Source organism: Streptomyces tricolor, assembly GCF_002155905.1.
Lineage (GTDB): Bacteria > Actinomycetota > Actinomycetes > Streptomycetales > Streptomycetaceae > Streptomyces > Streptomyces tricolor.
In genome coordinates this window covers 1-16,321 of sequence record NZ_MUMF01000044.1, presented here as the reverse complement: position 1 = coordinate 16,321, position 16,321 = coordinate 1, and the positions used below count along the sequence as shown (strand labels likewise).

The window sequence follows — 16,321 nt, the reverse complement described above, 5'->3', positions numbered from 1 at the left end:
GTTGGCGCCCGGGGCGGCGTCGCGACCCGGGGCTGCATCGTGGGCCGGTGCCTGGTCCGGTCGGCGAGATGCCGGGGCCGGTGCCTGGTCCGCCCGGGGAGCCGTCGAGGCCGATGCCCGGCCATCCGTCGAGACCGTGTGGGCGGCAGGTGCCGCATCCACCAGCGTCGGTGCCCCGTCCGCCGTGGGCCCTGCCTGACCGGCCTGCGCCACCGACCCGTCCGCCGACAGCCCGGCCTCACGCGCCCGCGCTGACGAACCGTCCGCCACCAGCCCAGCCGCGCCCGCCCGCGCCACCGACCCGTCCGCCACCAGCCCAGGTGTCGCCTGATCCGAAGACGAGGTCGGTCGCTTGGTGAGGGAGACGCGGGGCTCGGTGGTCTGCCGGTCCGGCGTGGACCGTGGCACCTCGTCGGACATCGTGGAACAACCCCCCTCGCTGGACGTCCCGTCATGCTACGGGCCGCGCGGGAGGCCGCGGCCCGGGGCCTACGATGATGCCGCGCAACCGATCAGCCGATCACCGCGCCCGCACCCCGGACGGCGTGCCACGGACCACGTGCCACCGCCTCCGTGCGGCGGGCGCCCGTCCCGGGGAGGACCCCTTGACCGCCAGCTCCGTACCCGCCACCGGCACCGCCGACCGCGATCTGCGCACCTTCATCGCCGGGCTGCCCAAGGCCGAACTGCACGTCCACCACGTCGGCTCCGCCTCCCCCCGCATCGTCTCGGAGCTGGCCGCCCGCCACCCCGACTCCAAGGTCCCCACCGACCCCGAGGCCCTGGTCGACTACTTCACGTTCACCGACTTCGCGCACTTCATCGACGTGTACCTGTCGGTCGTGGACCTCATCCGCACCCCGGAGGACGTCCGGCTGCTCACCTACGAGGTGGCCCGCGACATGGCCCGCCAGCAGGTGCGGTACGCCGAGCTGACCATCACCCCCTTCTCCTCCACCCGGCGCGGGATCGACGAGCGGGGCTTCATGGACGCGATCGAGGACGCCCGGAAGGCCGCCGAGGCCGAGTTCGGGACCGTACTGCGCTGGTGCTTCGACATCCCCGGGGAGGCCGGTCTGCAAGCGGCCGAGGAGACGACGCGGCTGGCCACCGACGACCGGATCCGCCCGGAGGGCCTGGTGTCGTTCGGGCTCGGCGGACCGGAGATCGGCGTGCCCCGGCCGCAGTTCAAGCCGTACTTCGACCGGGCCGTCGCCGCCGGTCTGCGCTCCGTGCCGCACGCCGGCGAGACGACCGGCCCGGAGACGGTGTGGGACGCGCTGACCGAGCTGCGCGCCGAGCGGATCGGGCACGGCACCAGCTCGGCGCAGGACCCGAAGCTGCTCGCCCACCTCGCCGAGCACCGCATCCCGCTGGAGGTGTGCCCGACCTCCAACATCGCCACCCGCGCGGTCCGCACCCTGGACGAGCACCCGATCAAGGAGTTCACCCGGGCCGGCGTGCTGGTCACGGTCAACTCCGACGACCCGCCGATGTTCGGCACCGACCTGAACAACGAGTACGCGGTGGCGGCCCGGCTCCTGGACCTGGACGAGCGGGGTCTGGCGGACCTCGCCAAGAACGCCGTCGAGGCCTCCTTCCTGGACGCGGAGGGCAAGGCGCGGATCTCCGGCGAGATCGATTCCTACACTTCCGCCTGGCTCGGCTCCTGACGCCCACCACAATGGGCCCATGCAGACCGTGACCGCCGTGGCCCACCGCGGCGACCCCTACCGCTTCCGCGAGAACACCGTCGACTCACTGCGGTCCGCGCTCGACCAGGGCGCGGACGCCGTCGAGGTCGACGTACGGCTCACCCGGGACGGCGTCCCCGTGCTGCTGCACGACGACACGCTCCAGCGGCTGTGGGAGGTCGGCCGGCCGCTGGGCGCGCTGTCCGCCGAGGAGTTGCGCGGGCTCACGGCGGGCGGGGTGCCGACGCTGGCGGAGGCGCTGGCCGCGACCGGTGACAGCCGGGTGATGGTGGACCTGTGCGGGCCGGTGGGCCGCCGTACGGTCCAGCGGACCCTGGACGTGGTCCGCCGGTGCGGGGCGCAGGACCGCGTCTACTACTCGGCGCACGCCGAGGCGATGCTCGCGGTCCGCGCCGCCGACCCGGCCGCCGAGATCGCCCTGACCTGGACGACCCTGGCCCCGCCCCGGCCCGCGCTGCTGGCCGCGATCCGCCCGCGCTGGCTCAACTACCGCTTCTCGCTGGTGAGCCGGGAGCTGGCGGCCCGTATCCACCACGACGGCTGTCTGCTGTCCGTGTGGACCCCGGACACCCGTCGCTCCATGAGCCGCCTGCTGGACCTGGGCGTCGACTCGATCACCACGAACCGGATCGACGTCCTGCACGCCCTGCGCACCGCCGCCGAGGGTCCGGACGCCTGCGCCCGGGACCGCTGAGCCGCCGTCGCGGGGTCGGCCGGCGTGCCGCGGGTGGCGTAGCGCGGGACCAGGGCGGCGTCCCTCCCGGTGTCGGACCATGCCCTGGCGCCGGGCGCCCCGGGCGGGTTCGGCCGTGACGTCCTTGCGTATCGCCTCCCCCGCGGCGGGCCCCGTCCCGTAGGGGGCGGCCCCGACACGTCCCTTACCCGTGCGGCCGTTCGATCGGGGCCGGGCCAGGGTCGTACGCCCTCCTCGATGAGGATCCGCACCCCGCCCCGGCGACCGCAGGATGATCATGCACCGCCGATCACCCTGCCCGACGACCTCTCCGAGGAGTCCCGTACATGCGCCGGAACAGCCGCTCCGCCCTCCTGGCCGCCGCCCTCGTCGCCGCGCTGGCCGCCGGCCCGCTCGCCGTGCCCGCGTTCGCCGCGTCCGCCGCGCCGGTGTCCGGCGCACCGTCGTCCTCCGCACCGTCGTCCTCCGCACCGTCGTCCGTCCGGGCCACGACCGGCCCGGACGCCGAGGCACTCGCCGCCGCGCTCGCCGGGCTGCCCGACCAGGACGCCACCGCCGCGCAGATCCGCGTCGGCGGCGACGGCCGCTGGCTCGGTACGGCCGGGGTGCGGGACCTGCGGACCGGGGCACCGGCCCTGGAGAACGGGCGGTTCCGGGCCGGCTCGGTGACGAAGGTGGTGACCGCGTCGATCGTGCTGCAACTGGCCGCTGAGGGCCGGATCGACCTCGACGGCACCGTGCAGCAGTACCTGCCGGGCCTGCTCACCGAGGACTTCGACCCGATCACCGTGCGGCAGTTGCTGAACTACACCAGCGGCCTGCGCCCGGGCGCCTCCCTGGGGGACACCGTGGAGGCGGGCTACCCGCACCGCTTCGAGACGCTGACGCCCCGCCAGGTCGTGGCGGCCTCCGTGGCCCGGGGGCCGGCGTACGCCCCGGGCACGCGGCAGAGCTACGGCAACATCCACTACACCGTGCTCGGCATGCTCATCGAGAAGGTGACCGGCGACGCGTACGCGCACCAGGCCGCCGTGCGGGTCTTCCGGCCGCTCGGCATGCGGCACACCTCCTTCCCGGACGGCGCGGACCCCCGCATCCACGGGCCGCACAACCGGGGCTACGACCGGATCGACGGCACGCTGGTCGACGTGACCGACTGGAACATGTCCGACCGCTGGGCGGCCGGGGACATGATCTCGACCACCGCCGACCTGGAGCGGCTGCTGGTGGGGCTGTTCCGTGGCCGGGTGGTGCCCGAGCCGCAGCTGAAGGAGATGTTCACGCTGCCGGACGTGCCCCGGGCGCGGTACGCCGCGGCGCTGGAGCGGATGGAGCTGAACGGCAAGGTGATCTGGGGCAAGACCGGCTCGCGGCCGGGGTACGCGGCGGCGATCGCCGCGACCCGGGACCTGTCCCGCACCGTGGTCTACGCGGTCAACGCCACGAACGCGAAGGACGACGGCCTGCCCATCGCCCAGCGCTTCGGGTTCCCCGCGTTCAACCGCTGACCGACGCCGCGGCCGGGGGCGCGGGCGCCGCGCCGAGCGCCTCCAGCCGCTTGATCTTCTTCCGGACGACGTACAGCGGGACGGCCCCGAAGACCCCGAACGACATGTCGATGACGCTCCACCAGAACGGGATGCCGCGGACGGGTCCGCAGACCAGGGCCAGCGGGATGATCCCCGCGCAGGCGATCATCCCGAACTCGACCACCCAGATGTTGCGTACGGGGTCGCGGTAGGGGCCGTAGAACGCGACCGCGATGACGAGGTGGGCGAAGGCCAGCCAGTCGGTGCCGTACAGGACGAAGGGGTATTCGGCGTCGACCGTGTCGAGCCCGTCCCGCACCCGGGAGATCCACTCCATCAGCCCGGGCAGGTGCTCCGGCACGGACAGCGCTCGCAACGCGCTCTCGGTCCAGCGCAGTTCGTGCACCAGCGGGAAAGCGGTGGCCCCGCTCAGCACGAGGCACACGACGAAGAGGGCCAGCCAGACGCGGATGCCCTTGAGCAGGGCGGCTCTGTCGCTCATGGCAGGAGCCTACGCCTGGAATTGAACATGTTCAAAACTGCTCCGGCACGGACCGCCGCGACAGCCGTCGTCATTGCGGAAGGCCGGACGTACCAGTACATTTCCCCCACCGCTTCGAGCGCTTCGAGATGTCACCGGCAGACGGGGCCCCAGGATGAGCACGGACGACCGCGTCGCGGTGACGACCGGGATCGCACGGCTGCACGCGTCGCCCGCACTCGCCGGCCCCGGCCGGCTCGGACTGGTCACCAACCACACCGGAGTCCTCCCCGACCTGCGCCCGGCCGCGCCCGCGCTGCTCGACGCCGGAGTGCGGCTGGTCGCCCTGTTCGGCCCCGAGCACGGGCTGCACGGGACCGGCCAGGCCGGCGAGAGCGAGGCCGCCCGGACGGACCCCGGCACCGGCCTGCCGGTCCACGACACCTACCGGTGCGACGGCGAGCGCCTCGACGCGCTGCTGACCGACAGCGGCGTCGACGCCCTCGTGTACGACCTCCAGGACATCGGCGCCAGGTTCTACACCTATGTGTGGACCATGTTCGACCTGATGGTCTCGGCGGCCCGCACCGGCGTGCGGTTCGTCGTCGCCGACCGGCCGAACCCCCTGGGCGGACGCGTCAGCGAGGGCCCGCTGCTCGACCCGGCGTGGGCCAGCTTCGTCGGGCGCGCCCCGCTGCCCGTCCGGCACGGCCTCACCTGCGGCGAACTCGCCCGTCACCTCAACGCCCGCGCCGTGCCGGAAGCGGCCGGTGCCGCCGCCGACCTGACGGTGGTCGAGATGGCCGGCTGGCGGCGGTCCATGGACGCGGCGGCCACCGGTCTGCCGTGGATCGCGCCCTCGCCGAACGTCCCGACGCCCGCCACCGCCGCCGTCTACCCCGGCACCTGTCTGTTCGAGGGCACGAACCTGTCGGAGGGCCGCGGCACCACGCAGCCCTTCGAGATCGTCGGGGCCCCCTACCTCGACGCCCGGTTCGCGCCCGCGCTCGCCGAACTCGGCCTGCCCGGCGTGCGCTTCCGGGACCTGCGGTACGTACCGGCCTTCCACAAGCACGCCGGACGGCCGCTGCGCGGGGTCCAGCTGCACCTCACCGACCGCGAGGCGTTCGCCCCCGTGCGCACCGCCGTCGCCATGCTCGCCACGCTGCGGCGGCTGTACCCGGACGACTTCGCCTGGCACCCCGCGGACGGCGGCGCGGCGGGCGCCGGCCACCGGCACTTCATCGACCTGCTGTGGGGATCCGACCGGCTGCGGCGGACCGTCGACGCGGGTGAGGACCCGCTGCCCCTGTGCGATCCCCCGGCCCCGCCCGGCCGGTGGGCCGGCGACGACGTGCTGCTGTACGCCTGAGACCGGGAAGGACGACCCCGTCGATGACCGCTCGTACGACCCGCACCCGGGCCGGGATCCGCGGCTTCCGCGTGGGCGACGGCCCGCGGCTGGTGGAGGCGTGGTGCCGGAGCGCGCCGGCCGACCCCGTCACCGCGAACCGCTTCCGCTCGCTGGTGCTGCTCGACGCCAACTTCGACCCGGAGGGGCTGCGGGTCGCCGTCGACGGGGACCGGGTCGTCGGCGCCGCCTACGCGGTGCGCCGGCTGACCCCGCTGGCCGGCACCGACCTGGAGCCGGAGCAGGGCTGGATCCCGTTCTTCTTCGTGGACCCGGCCGCCCGCGGGCGCGGCCTCGGCCGCCGGCTGCTGACCGACGCGCTCGACTGGCTGCACGGCCACGGCCGCACCCGGGTGGACTTCTCGTCGTACACCCCGCACTACGTCCTGCCCGGCCTGGACGCCGAGACGTACCCGGAGGCGGCCGGACTCCTCCGGTCGCTGGGGTTCTGCACGCTGTACGAGGCGGTGGCGATGGACCGCGGCCTGGTCGGCTACCGCCTCCCCGAGGAGGTCGCGCGCCGCCGGGACGAACTGACGGCACGGGGCCACCGGTTCGCCACCCCGTCCGACGACGACCTGGTGGACCTCGTCGCGCTCGCCGGGAACCACTTCAACGCCGACTGGGCGCGGGCGATCCGGGAGTGCCTGGCCGCGGGCACGCCGCTCGACCGGATCGTCGTCGTCCGGGACCCCTCGGGGCGGCTGGCCGGCTGGGCGATGCACGGCGCGTACGACGGGGTGGACGAGCGGTTCGGGCCGTTCGGGGTGCTGGCCGAGACGCGCGGCACCGGGCTGGGCAAGGTCCTGCTCCACCTGGTCCTGGAGCGGATGCGGGCGCGCGGCGCGCACTCCGCGTGGTTCCTGTGGACCGGGGAGCGGTCCCCGGCGGGCCACCTGTACCGTTCGGCCGGCTTCCGCACCACCCGGGTGTTCCGGGTGCTGCGCCGGGAGGCCGCCCGGTGACCCCGGCCCGCCGCTCCGGCGGCCCGAGCCGCCGGCAGATCGCGCTCGCGCTGCCCTCGGCGCTGCTCGCCGCCGGATGCGCCGCGCCGCACCACGGCTCCGGGCGGCCCGGCGATCCGATCGTCCTCACCCTGCTCTCCCACTACGCGAGCGAGGCGCTGAAAGAGGCCCTGCGGGGTCCGGTGGACGAGTGGAACGCCACGCACGACCGGGTCAAGGTGCGGACCGAGGCCGTGGAGTTCACGGACCTGCTGACCACGTTCATGGTCCGGCAGGCCGCCGGCCGGGGCGCCGACATCCTCCACCCGTACTGCCTGTGGACCGGCCAGCTGGTGCGGGCCGGCGTCCTGCGGCCCGCGCCGCCCGAGCTCGCCCAGGAGATCAGGCGCGGCTACGGCGCGGCGGCGGTCGACGCCGCGTCGGTGGACGGCACGGTCTACGGCTACCCCACCGAGGCGCAGACGTACGCCCTCTACTACAACAAGCGGCTGCTGCGCGCGGCCGGCCTCGACGGCGCCCCGCGCACCTGGCGGGAGCTGGAGGAGGCGGCGTACCGCACCACCCGGCGGGACCGCTACGGCAACACGCTGGTCCAGGGGTTCGGGCTGTCGGCCTACGACGACTCCACCACCGTCGGCCAGACCCTGGCCCTGCTCCACGCGGCCGGCGGAACGTTCGTCTCTGCGGACGGCCGGAGCACCGCCCTCGACTCCCCGGCCGGCCGGGCGGTGTTCGGTCTGGAGCGCCGCCTCGTCGCCGAGGGGGCGAGCGACCCGGGCGTCAACGTCTACCAGGCGTTCGCGTCCGGGCGGGTGGCCATGACGGTCAACGCCGGCTGGTGGACCGGCAGCCTGCGGACCGTGATGGGCCGGGACTACCGCGATGTCGGTGTCGCCCCCGTGCCCGTCCCCCGGGCCGGCGACGCGCCCGCCACCCTCGCCACCGGCTTCCTGCTCGGGGTCAACGCGGCCAGCCGGCACCCGCGCGCCGCCTGGGAGTTCCTGCGCTGGCTCAACACCGAGAAGGTGCGGGCGCGGGGCGGCAGCACGGCGACCCGGATGAGCGCCCTTCAGGTGTCGGTGGGCTCCCTGACCGGCCGCGCCGACGACATGCGGGCGCTGTCGGGCCGGGGCGGCGATCCGAATCTGCGCCCCTTCCTCGACGCGCTGGCCTACGCGGTGCCGGAGCCCAACGGGCCGGGCGCGCAGCAGGCCAAGTCGCTGCTGCGCCAGAACATCGAGGCGCTGTGGACCGGTCAGCGGTCGGTCGACGAGATGCTGCGCAGCGTCCGCCGGCAGGTCGATCAGGAGGTGTCGCGCTCATGGTGAACGCCCTGGTGCCGGAGACGGCCGGGCGGGCGCCCGGCCCGCGCGCCGCCGAGCCGGGTGCCGGCGGCCTCGACCGCCTCCGCCGCCGCCGGCGCCGCCAGACCGTCGTCGCCTATCTGTTCCTGGCGCCGACCCTGCTGTTCTTCGCGGTCTTCCTGGTCCTGCCGCTCGGTTTCGCGCTGCTGCTGTCGCTGTCCCGCTGGTCCGGCTTCGACCTCGGCGACATCGATCCCGTCGGCCCGGACAACTTCGCCGCGCTCTTCGCGGACGGGGCGACGTTCCTGACGCCGGTCCTGACCAACACGCTGCTGTTCGCCCTGGGCACCGTGGCACTCGCGCTCGCCGGCTCCGTGCTCGTCGCCACCTGCATCGACAAGCTGCGCTTCCAGGGGCTGTGGCGCACCCTGTACTTCCTGCCGATCGTCACGACCGTCGTCGCCGTCGGCAACGTGTGGAAGTACATGTACGAGCCGGGCGGCCTGGTCAACGGCGTCCTCAACGCCCTCGGGCTCGGTTCGGTGGCCTTTCTCCAGGACCCGGACACCGCGCTGCCGGCGGTCGTGGTCGTCCAGGCCTGGGCCTCGCTGGGCACGGCGATCCTCGTCCTGACCGCCGGGCTGAAGTCCATTCCCGGCACGTACTACGAGGCCGCCGCGCTCGACGGCGCCGGGCCCGTCACCGTCTTCCGGCGGATCACCCTGCCGCTGCTGCGGCCGTCACTGCTGTTCGTGTGCGTCACCCAGTTCCTCATCGGCCTCCAGTCGTTCGCGCTGATCATCGTGATGACCAAGGGCGGGCCGGGGAACGCGACCGACGTCGCCGCGCTGGAGATGTACCGGCAGGCCTTCAGCTACGGCGACTGGGGTGCCGCGAGCGCCGCCGCCTTCGTGCTGTTCGCGGTCGTCCTGGCGGTCACCCTGGCCCAGTTGTGGGTCTTCCGTCGCACGGGGGAGGACGCGTGAGCGGGGCGGGGCTCGGGCGGCGTTTCCCGTGGCTGTCGTACCTGGTGGTGGTGACCGGCGCCGTGCTCACGGTGGTGCCGTTCCTCGACATGGTGATGACGTCCTTCAAGGGCCCCGGTGAGGCCGGCACCCTGCCGTACCGGTTCCTGCCGGAGGCGTTCGACCTGTCCAACTACCGGGCGGCGGTCGATCAGTTGGACCTTCCGGTGCTCTTCCGCAACAGCGTCGTCGCCACCGCCGTGATCACCGGCTCGGTGCTGCTCACGTCGTCGCTGGCCGGCTACGCGCTCGCCAAACTGCGCTTCCCCGGCCGGGACCTGGTCTTCCGCCTGGTCCTGGCCACGATGATGTTCCCGCCGTTCCTGTTCTTCATCCCGCGCTTCCTGATCCTGGTGCACTGGCCGCTGGCGGGCGGCAACGATCTGTGGGGGCGCGGCGGCGCGGGCCTGACCGTCAGCATCGCGGCGCTCGCCATGCCGTTCCTCGTCAACGGCTTCGGCATCTTCCTGATGCGCCAGTTCATGGTCGCGATCCCGGACGAGGTGCTGGAGGCCGCGCGCATCGACGGGGCCGGGGAGTTCGCCGTGTGGTGGCGGATCGTCGTGCCGCAGACCAAGCCGGTCGTGGTGACGCTCGGGCTACTGACCTTCGTCGACGCCTGGAACGAGTACATCTGGGCGCTGCTCGTCTCGACCGCCAACCCGGACGTGATGACCCTGCCCGTGGGCATCCAGCTGCTCCAGGACCACGTCGACCCGGCCCGCACGATGCCGATCGTCATGGCCGGCCTGGTCCTGAGCGTCCTGCCGGTGCTGATCCTCTTCCTGCTGCTCCAGAAGCACTACATCCGCGGGGTCATGCTCAGCGGCCTCAAGTGAGGCGGCACACCGCAGGCACACGCCGGCGGACGGCTCACGGCAGATCGTCGCGGCCCAGCCACGCCGGCCTGACGGGCACCCCGTCCGCGTACCGCTCGCCCTGCTCCCCCGCCCCGTCCGGTGCGCCGGCGGCCCCGCCCGGCGCCTGCGCGGACCCCGCGGCGGAGTCCTCCAGCAGCTCCGCCACGGTGAACCGGGTGGCGAACGACTGCAACGCTCCCTCCACGACGAGGAGGAACCCGTCGCCGTCCCGGAAGAGCCGGCGGCGCCGGGGGCTCCTCGGGTGCTCGGGCGCGTAGCCCCGGGCCCGCCGTTCCAGCTCGGCGAGCGCCTCCGCGCGCGTTCCGGAGATGTGCGCCAGCACGCGCGCCTCCGTGCGCTTGCCCTCGCCGGCCCCCATGGTCGTCTCCAGGACGAGCCCCCATGTCGTCACGCTCTCCGCCCCTCTCCGCCCCGCCGTACCGGTACGACCCCCATGATCGCGACCGGGCTGCCCGTGTGCCTAGAGGCCCACGATGCCGTTCCACCGCTGGGCGAATTCCGTCCGTTCCGCGGCGCGGATGTCCCGGGCGACGGCCAGGCGCCCGCGCATGCCGGAGTCCGGGAAGACCAGGGGGTTGTCGGCGAGCGCGGCGGTGTCCTTGTCCTTGGCGTCGGCCAGGACGTCGCGGGCGGCCGGCACCGGGCAGACGTAGGTGACCCACGTGGCGAGCCGCGCGGCGACCTCGGGTTCGTAGTAGTAGTCGATCAGCCGCTCGGCGTTGGCCTTGCGCCGGGCCCGGTCGGGGATCATCAGGGAGTCCGACCACAGCTCGGCGCCCTCCTCGGGGACGACGAAGCGGATGTCGGGGTTGTCCGCCTGGAGCTGGATGACGTCGCCGGAATACGCCTGGCAGGCCAGCACGTCCCCGCTGACCAGGTCCTTGGTGTAGTCGTTGCCGGTGAACCGGCGGATCTGGCCCCGGTGGACCTGCCGCTCCACCTGCTCGCACATCCGGTGGAAGTCGTCCGCGGTCCACCGGGTGATGTCCACGCCGTTGCCCTGCATGAGCAGCGCGTACGCCTCGTCCAGGCCGGAGAGCAGGGTCACCCGGCCCTTGAGGTCCTTCGCCCAGAGGTCGGAGACGGCGCGTATCTCCCGGCCGAGCTTGCGGTGGTTGTAGGCGATGCCGGTGATGCCGGACTGCCACGGCACGGTGAAGCGGCGGCCCTTGTCGAAGGCGGGCGAGCGGAGCAGCGGGTCGAGGTGCTCGGCCACGTTGGGCTGGTGGGCGCGGTCCATCTCCTGCACCCAGCCCAGCCGGACGTACCGGGCGCACATCCAGTCGCTGATGACGATCAGGTCGCGGCCGGTGGACTGGTGGTTCATCAGCGCGGGGCTGATCTTGCCGAAGAACTCGTCGTTGTCGTTGATCTCCTCGACGTAGTCCACGGAGATCCCGGTGCGCCGCTCGAACGCCCGCAGCGTGGGCCGCCGATCGGGGTGGTCGTCGTCGGTGTCGATGTACAGCGGCCAGTTCGCCCAGGTCAGCCTCTTGTCGACCGCGGACTCGTCGGGCACGGCCCGGTCACCGGGCGCCACATAGGCGGCGGGCACCCCGCACCCGGCCAGGGCACCGAGCGCGGCGGTGCCGCCGAGGGCACGCAGGAGAGAACGGCGGGACGGCGGGGGCGTACGGGAAGAAGTCTGGGACACCCCGAAAGCATGCCGTTGCGCCGTTCGGGCGATCAATCGACGCTGCGTCGAACGCGGCCGCGCCTGCCGGACACCGTGTCGATCAGGAACCCGGGGGCGGGAGGCCGCATCGGCATGCGGCCGCGGGTGCGTGGGCGCGACCGGCCCCCACGCACCCGCGGCCGGCGTACGGCCGGACCCGGCAGGGCGTGTCAGCCGTCCAGCGAGGTCATCACGTGCTTGATGCGCGTGTAGTCCTCGAAGCCGTACGCCGACAGGTCCTTGCCGTAGCCGGACTTCTTGAAGCCGCCGTGCGGCATCTCCGCGACCAGCGGGATGTGGGTGTTGATCCACACGCAGCCGAAGTCGAGCTTCTTGGACATGCGCATCGCGCGGGCGTGGTCCTTGGTCCACACCGAGGAGGCCAGGGCGTACTCGACGCCGTTGGCGTACTCCACGGCCTGGTCCTCGTCGGTGAAGGACTGGACGGTGATGACCGGGCCGAAGACCTCGTTCTGGACGATCTCGTCGTCCTGCTTCAGGCCGGAGACGACGGTCGGGGCGTAGAAGTAGCCCTTGTCGCCGACCTGGTGGCCGCCCGCCTCGACCTTGGCGTGGGCCGGCAGGCGGTCGATGAAGCCGGAGACCTGCTTGAGCTGGTTGGGGTTGTTCAGCGGGCCGAAGAGGACGTCCTCGTCGTCGGGCCGGCCGGTCTTGGTCTCGGACGCGGCCTTGGCGAGCGCGGCCACGAACTCGTCGTGGATGGACTCCTGGACGAGGACGCGGGTGGCGGCCGTACAGTCCTGGCCGGCGTTGAAGTAGCCCGCGACGGCGATGTCCTCGACGGCCTTGGCGATGTCGGTGTCCTCGAAGACGACGACCGGCGCCTTGCCGCCCAGCTCCAGGTGGACCCGCTTGAGGTCCTTGGAGGCGGACTCGGCGACGGACATGCCGGCGCGGACGGAGCCGGTGATGGAGGCCATCGCCGGGATGTCGTGCTCGACCATCATGCGTCCGGTGTCACGGTCGCCGCAGATGACGTTGAAGACGCCCTTGGGCAGGATCGAGCCGACGATGTCGGCGATCAGGACCGTGGAGGCGGGGGTGGTGTCCGAGGGCTTGAGGACGACCGTGTTGCCCGCGGCGATGGCCGGGGCGAACTTCCACACGGCCATCATCATCGGGTAGTTCCACGGGGCGACCTGGGCGCAGACGCCGACCGGCTCGCGGCGGATGATCGAGGTCATCCCGTCCATGTACTCGCCGGCCGAGCGGCCCTCCAGCATCCGGGCCGCACCCGCGAAGAAGCGGATCTGGTCGACCATCGGCGGGATCTCCTCGGACCGGGTGAGCCCGACCGGCTTGCCGGTGTTCTCCACCTCGGCCGCGATCAGTTCCTCGGCGCGCTCCTCGAACGCGTCCGCGATCTTCAGGAGGGCCTTCTGCCGCTCGGCCGGGGTGGTGTCGCGCCAGGCCGGGAAGGCGCGGGCGGCGGCCTCCATGGCGGCGTCCACGTCCGCCTGCCCGGACAGCGGCGCCGTGGCGTACGCCTCGCCCGTCGCGGGGTTGACCACCTCGGTGGTCCGTCCGTCGGCGGCGTCCCGGAACTCACCGTCGATGTAGTTGCGCAGACGACGCAGCTCGGTGCTCACTGCCGGCCTCCTGATCTGGTTCAAGCTGTCCAATCGCTGAGACACCCACCCTAGTCGCCGGACCCACGTTTTCAACACCCCCACCGCCACCACATCTGCGAAATCCGCAAGGTCCGGTCTCGGAAACAACGAATTTCATCGATCGGGCCTTGCGAAACTGTCGAGACGTCGTGCACAGTGAGGTCGTGGCCAGTCGAAGCGCAGACCAGAGGGACTCGTCCCGCGAGTCCAGGAACGGCGGCAGTCCCCAGCTGGACGCCGTCTCTCTCGCCATCATCCAGCAGCTCCAGGAGGACGGCCGCCGGCCGTACGCCGCGATCGGCAAGGCCGTGGGCCTGTCCGAGGCGGCCGTGCGCCAGCGCGTGCAGAAGCTGCTGGACCAGGGCGTGATGCAGATCGTCGCCGTCACGGACCCGCTCACCGTGGGCTTCCGCCGGCAGGCGATGGTCGGGATCAACGTCGAGGGCGATGTCGAGTCGATCGCGGACGCGCTGACTGACATGTCGGAAGTCGAGTACGTGGTGATGACCGCGGGCTCGTTCGACATCCTCGCCGAGATCGTCTGCGAGGACGACGACCACCTGCTGGACGTCATCAACAAACGCATCCGGGCCCTGCCCGGCGTGCGCTCCACCGAGAGCTTCGTCTACCTGAAGCTGAAGAAGCAGACCTACATGTGGGGAACCCGATAACCGTGAGGACCCGATAACCGTGAGCACCAAGGACCTCAGCCGTACCGCGTACGACCACCTGTGGATGCACTTCACCCGCATGTCGTCGTACGAGAACTCCCCGGTCCCCACCATCGTCCGGGGTGAGGGCACCTACATCTACGACGACAAGGGCAAGCGCTACCTCGACGGTCTCGCGGGTCTGTTCGTGGTCCAGGCCGGTCACGGCCGCACGGAGCTCGCCGAGACCGCCTTCAAGCAGGCCCAGGAGCTGGCCTTCTTCCCGGTGTGGTCGTACGCCCACCCCAAGGCCGTCGAGCTGGCCGAGCGCCTCGCCGACTACGCCCCGGGCGACCTGAACAAGGTCTTCTTCACCACCGGCGGCGGCGAGGCCGTGGAGACCGCCTGGAAGCTCGCCAAGCAGTACTTCAAGCTGCAGGGCAAGCCGACCAAGTACAAGGTCATCTCCCGCGCGGTCGCCTACCACGGCACCCCGCAGGGCGCCCTGTCCATCACGGGTCTGCCGGGCCTGAAGGCGCCGTTCGAGCCGCTCGTCCCGGGCGCGCACAAGGTGCCGAACACCAACATCTACCGCGCCCCGATCTTCGGTGACGACCCGGAGGCCTTCGGCCGCTGGGCCGCCGACCAGATCGAGCAGCAGATCCTCTTCGAGGGCCCGGACACCGTCGCCGCGGTCTTCCTGGAGCCGGTGCAGAACGCCGGCGGCTGCTTCCCGCCGCCGCCCGGCTACTTCCAGCGGGTCCGCGAGATCTGCGACAAGTACGACGTGCTGCTCGTGTCGGACGAGGTCATCTGCGCCTTCGGCCGCCTCGGCACGATGTTCGCCTGCGACAAGTTCGGCTACGTCCCGGACATGATCACCTGCGCCAAGGGCATGACCTCGGGCTACTCCCCGATCGGCGCCTGCATCATCTCCGACAAGATCGCCGAGCCGTTCTACAAGGGCGACAACACCTTCCTGCACGGCTACACCTTCGGCGGCCACCCGGTCTCCGCGGCGGTGGGCCTCGCCAACCTCGACCTGTTCGAGCGCGAGAACCTCACCCAGCACGTGCTGGACAACGAAGGCGCCTTCCTGCGGACCCTGCAGAAGCTGCACGACCTGCCGATCGTCGGCGACGTCCGCGGCAACGGCTTCTTCTACGGCATCGAGCTGGTGAAGGACAAGAACACCAAGGAGTCCTTCAACGAGGAGGAGACCGAGCGCGTCCTGTACGGCTTCCTCTCCAAGGCCCTGTTCGACAACGGCCTGTACTGCCGTGCCGACGACCGCGGCGACCCGGTCGTCCAGCTCGCCCCGCCGCTGATCTCCGACCAGGAGACCTTCGACGAGATCGAGCAGATCCTGCGCGCCACCCTCAGCGAGGCGTGGACGAAGCTCTGATCATCCGCCCGGATGACCGGCCCGGCCCCGGCGCCCTCCGTTCGAGTGAGAACGGCGGCCCGGGGCCGTGTGCTGTCCGGCCTCCCCGCACCCGCCTGCCTAGCGTTCCAGTGACCGATGGGCCCAGCTCTCGTTCCCCCGGACGGGGGAACGGATACGGGAAAACGGATCAGAACCGAGGTGTACGCCCATGGAGGCCCCGCCGGACAACGACGTGCTCTGGGCACGCTCCCTGCACTTCAGACACCGCGACGGCTCCCCCGGACTCAACGGGATCTCGCTCGGCGTACGCGAGGGCGAGATCCTCGCCGTCAGCGGCCCGCGCGGCAGCGGCAAGACGACCCTGCTGCGCTGTCTGTCCGGACAGCTGCCGGTGCGCGACGGCGAGGTCTGGTTCAACAGCGCCCCCGTGCACACGCTCGGCCCGCTGGCCCGCGAGCGGCTGCGCCGGGACCGCTTCGGCTGGATCGACCCCGAGCCGGCCCTCGTCCCCGAGCTGAACGTCTGGGAGAACGCCGCGCTCCCGCTGATGCTGCGCGGCACCGGCCGCCGCCGGGCCAAGGCGGCCGCGCTGGAGTGGCTGGAGCGCCTCGACGTCGGCGACCGGGCCCGCAGCCGCCCGCACCAGCTGCGGCACGCCGAACGCCAGCGCGTCGCCATCGCCCGGGCGCTCGCCCCCTCCCCCGCGGTCCTCTTCGCCGACGAGCCGACGGCCCCGCTGCACCGCGCCGACCGCGCCCATGTGCTGCGCACGCTCACCGCGGCGGCCCGCTCGCACGGCATCACCGTCGTCCTCGCCACCCACGACCCCGACACCGCCGCCCTCGCCGACCGCACGGTCACCCTGCTGGACGGACGCCGGGTGCACACCGTGCAGCTGCCGGACAGCCCCGACGCGGAAGGCCGGGCCGCGTGCTCGCTCTCCGTCTGACCCGCGCCGCCCGGCCCGCCGTCC

14 protein-coding genes and 1 pseudogene are annotated in these 16,321 nt (G+C 72.5%); 11 read left to right on the top strand and 4 right to left on the bottom strand.

The features are described from left to right. The first annotated feature begins 439 nt into the window (after positions 1-439). From CCN44_RS03760 to CCN44_RS03750, 3 genes and pseudogenes are all read left to right on the top strand, one after another. Positions 440-1,673 (top strand): annotated as a pseudogene (locus CCN44_RS03760) (adenosine deaminase). Between the two features lie 19 nt (positions 1,674-1,692). Beyond that, positions 1,693-2,409, top strand: a complete 717-nt coding sequence (locus tag CCN44_RS03755; protein ID WP_086696841.1) for a glycerophosphodiester phosphodiesterase — start codon at positions 1,693-1,695, stop codon at positions 2,407-2,409. A 326-nt stretch (positions 2,410-2,735) separates the two neighbouring features. Further along, entirely contained in the window at positions 2,736-3,917 is a 1,182-nt protein-coding gene (locus CCN44_RS03750; RefSeq protein WP_086696840.1) for a serine hydrolase domain-containing protein, read from the top strand. Here CCN44_RS03750 and CCN44_RS03745 read toward each other — a convergent pair. Beyond that, a complete protein-coding gene (locus CCN44_RS03745; protein WP_059252871.1) occupies positions 3,907-4,440 on the bottom strand; it encodes a hypothetical protein in 534 nt (177 codons plus the stop codon). The two genes, CCN44_RS03750 and CCN44_RS03745, sit on opposite strands and share 11 nt — an antisense overlap. A gap of 154 nt (positions 4,441-4,594) precedes the next feature. Here CCN44_RS03745 and CCN44_RS03740 point away from each other — a divergent pair, with 154 nt between their 5' ends. The 5 genes from CCN44_RS03740 to CCN44_RS03720 are packed head-to-tail and all read left to right on the top strand — an operon-like array spanning position 4,595 to position 9,963. Beyond that, complete coding sequence (locus CCN44_RS03740) at positions 4,595-5,791, top strand: exo-beta-N-acetylmuramidase NamZ family protein (RefSeq protein WP_086696839.1); 1,197 nt, start codon at positions 4,595-4,597, stop codon at positions 5,789-5,791. A gap of 23 nt (positions 5,792-5,814) precedes the next feature. Next, positions 5,815-6,795: a GNAT family N-acetyltransferase gene (locus CCN44_RS03735; protein ID WP_237482299.1), complete on the top strand. Its 981-nt coding sequence runs from the start codon at positions 5,815-5,817 to the stop codon at positions 6,793-6,795. Then, positions 6,792-8,123, top strand: coding sequence for an ABC transporter substrate-binding protein (locus CCN44_RS03730; RefSeq protein WP_086696838.1), 1,332 nt, complete (start codon positions 6,792-6,794; stop codon positions 8,121-8,123). Before CCN44_RS03735 ends, CCN44_RS03730 begins: the two co-directional genes overlap by 4 nt. Then, a complete protein-coding gene (locus CCN44_RS03725) occupies positions 8,117-9,085 on the top strand; it encodes a carbohydrate ABC transporter permease (RefSeq protein WP_059252868.1) in 969 nt (322 codons plus the stop codon). Before CCN44_RS03730 ends, CCN44_RS03725 begins: the two co-directional genes overlap by 7 nt. Beyond that, complete coding sequence (locus CCN44_RS03720; protein ID WP_086696837.1) at positions 9,082-9,963, top strand: carbohydrate ABC transporter permease; 882 nt, start codon at positions 9,082-9,084, stop codon at positions 9,961-9,963. The genes CCN44_RS03725 and CCN44_RS03720 overlap by 4 nt, the downstream gene beginning before the upstream one ends. A 34-nt stretch (positions 9,964-9,997) precedes the next feature. On the opposite strand, the gene CCN44_RS03715 is transcribed toward CCN44_RS03720, so the two are convergent. The 3 genes from CCN44_RS03715 to CCN44_RS03705 all read right to left on the bottom strand — a co-directional run bounded on the left by CCN44_RS03715 (position 9,998) and on the right by CCN44_RS03705 (position 13,290). Then, complete coding sequence (locus CCN44_RS03715; protein ID WP_086696836.1) at positions 9,998-10,363, bottom strand: hypothetical protein; 366 nt, start codon at positions 10,361-10,363, stop codon at positions 9,998-10,000. Positions 10,364-10,465: 102 nt separating this feature from the next. After that, positions 10,466-11,659 (bottom strand): extracellular solute-binding protein, encoded by a 1,194-nt coding sequence (locus CCN44_RS03710; RefSeq protein ID WP_086696835.1) that lies wholly within the window; start codon positions 11,657-11,659, stop codon positions 10,466-10,468. Positions 11,660-11,850: 191 nt separating this feature from the next. Next, positions 11,851-13,290: a gamma-aminobutyraldehyde dehydrogenase gene (locus CCN44_RS03705; protein WP_059252864.1), complete on the bottom strand. Its 1,440-nt coding sequence runs from the start codon at positions 13,288-13,290 to the stop codon at positions 11,851-11,853. 170 nt (positions 13,291-13,460) lie between these two features. On the opposite strand from CCN44_RS03705, the gene CCN44_RS03700 reads away from it, so the two are divergent. From CCN44_RS03700 to CCN44_RS03690, 3 genes are all read left to right on the top strand, one after another. Then, entirely contained in the window at positions 13,461-13,982 is a 522-nt protein-coding gene (locus tag CCN44_RS03700; protein WP_059252863.1) for an Lrp/AsnC family transcriptional regulator, read from the top strand. Between the two features lie 19 nt (positions 13,983-14,001). Beyond that, positions 14,002-15,366, top strand: coding sequence for an aspartate aminotransferase family protein (locus CCN44_RS03695; protein WP_059252862.1), 1,365 nt, complete (start codon positions 14,002-14,004; stop codon positions 15,364-15,366). Positions 15,367-15,556: 190 nt separating this feature from the next. Further along, a complete protein-coding gene (locus tag CCN44_RS03690; RefSeq protein ID WP_059252861.1) occupies positions 15,557-16,297 on the top strand; it encodes an ABC transporter ATP-binding protein in 741 nt (246 codons plus the stop codon). The last annotated feature ends 24 nt before the right edge of the window (positions 16,298-16,321 follow it).

What these genes read in the sequence shown, in the direction of transcription:
- CCN44_RS03755 (WP_086696841.1), top strand. Translation starts at nt 1,693, where the DNA reads ATGCAGACCGTGACCGCCGTGGCCCACCGCGGCGACCCCTACCGCTTC.
- CCN44_RS03750 (WP_086696840.1), top strand. Translation starts at nt 2,736, where the DNA reads ATGCGCCGGAACAGCCGCTCCGCCCTCCTGGCCGCCGCCCTCGTCGCC.
- CCN44_RS03745 (WP_059252871.1), bottom strand. Translation starts at nt 4,440, where the DNA reads ATGAGCGACAGAGCCGCCCTGCTCAAGGGCATCCGCGTCTGGCTGGCC.
- CCN44_RS03740 (WP_086696839.1), top strand. Translation starts at nt 4,595, where the DNA reads ATGAGCACGGACGACCGCGTCGCGGTGACGACCGGGATCGCACGGCTG.
- CCN44_RS03735 (WP_237482299.1), top strand. Translation starts at nt 5,815, where the DNA reads ATGACCGCTCGTACGACCCGCACCCGGGCCGGGATCCGCGGCTTCCGC.
- CCN44_RS03725 (WP_059252868.1), top strand. Translation starts at nt 8,117, where the DNA reads ATGGTGAACGCCCTGGTGCCGGAGACGGCCGGGCGGGCGCCCGGCCCG.
- CCN44_RS03715 (WP_086696836.1), bottom strand. Translation starts at nt 10,363, where the DNA reads ATGGGGGCCGGCGAGGGCAAGCGCACGGAGGCGCGCGTGCTGGCGCAC.
- CCN44_RS03690 (WP_059252861.1), top strand. Translation starts at nt 15,557, where the DNA reads ATGGAGGCCCCGCCGGACAACGACGTGCTCTGGGCACGCTCCCTGCAC.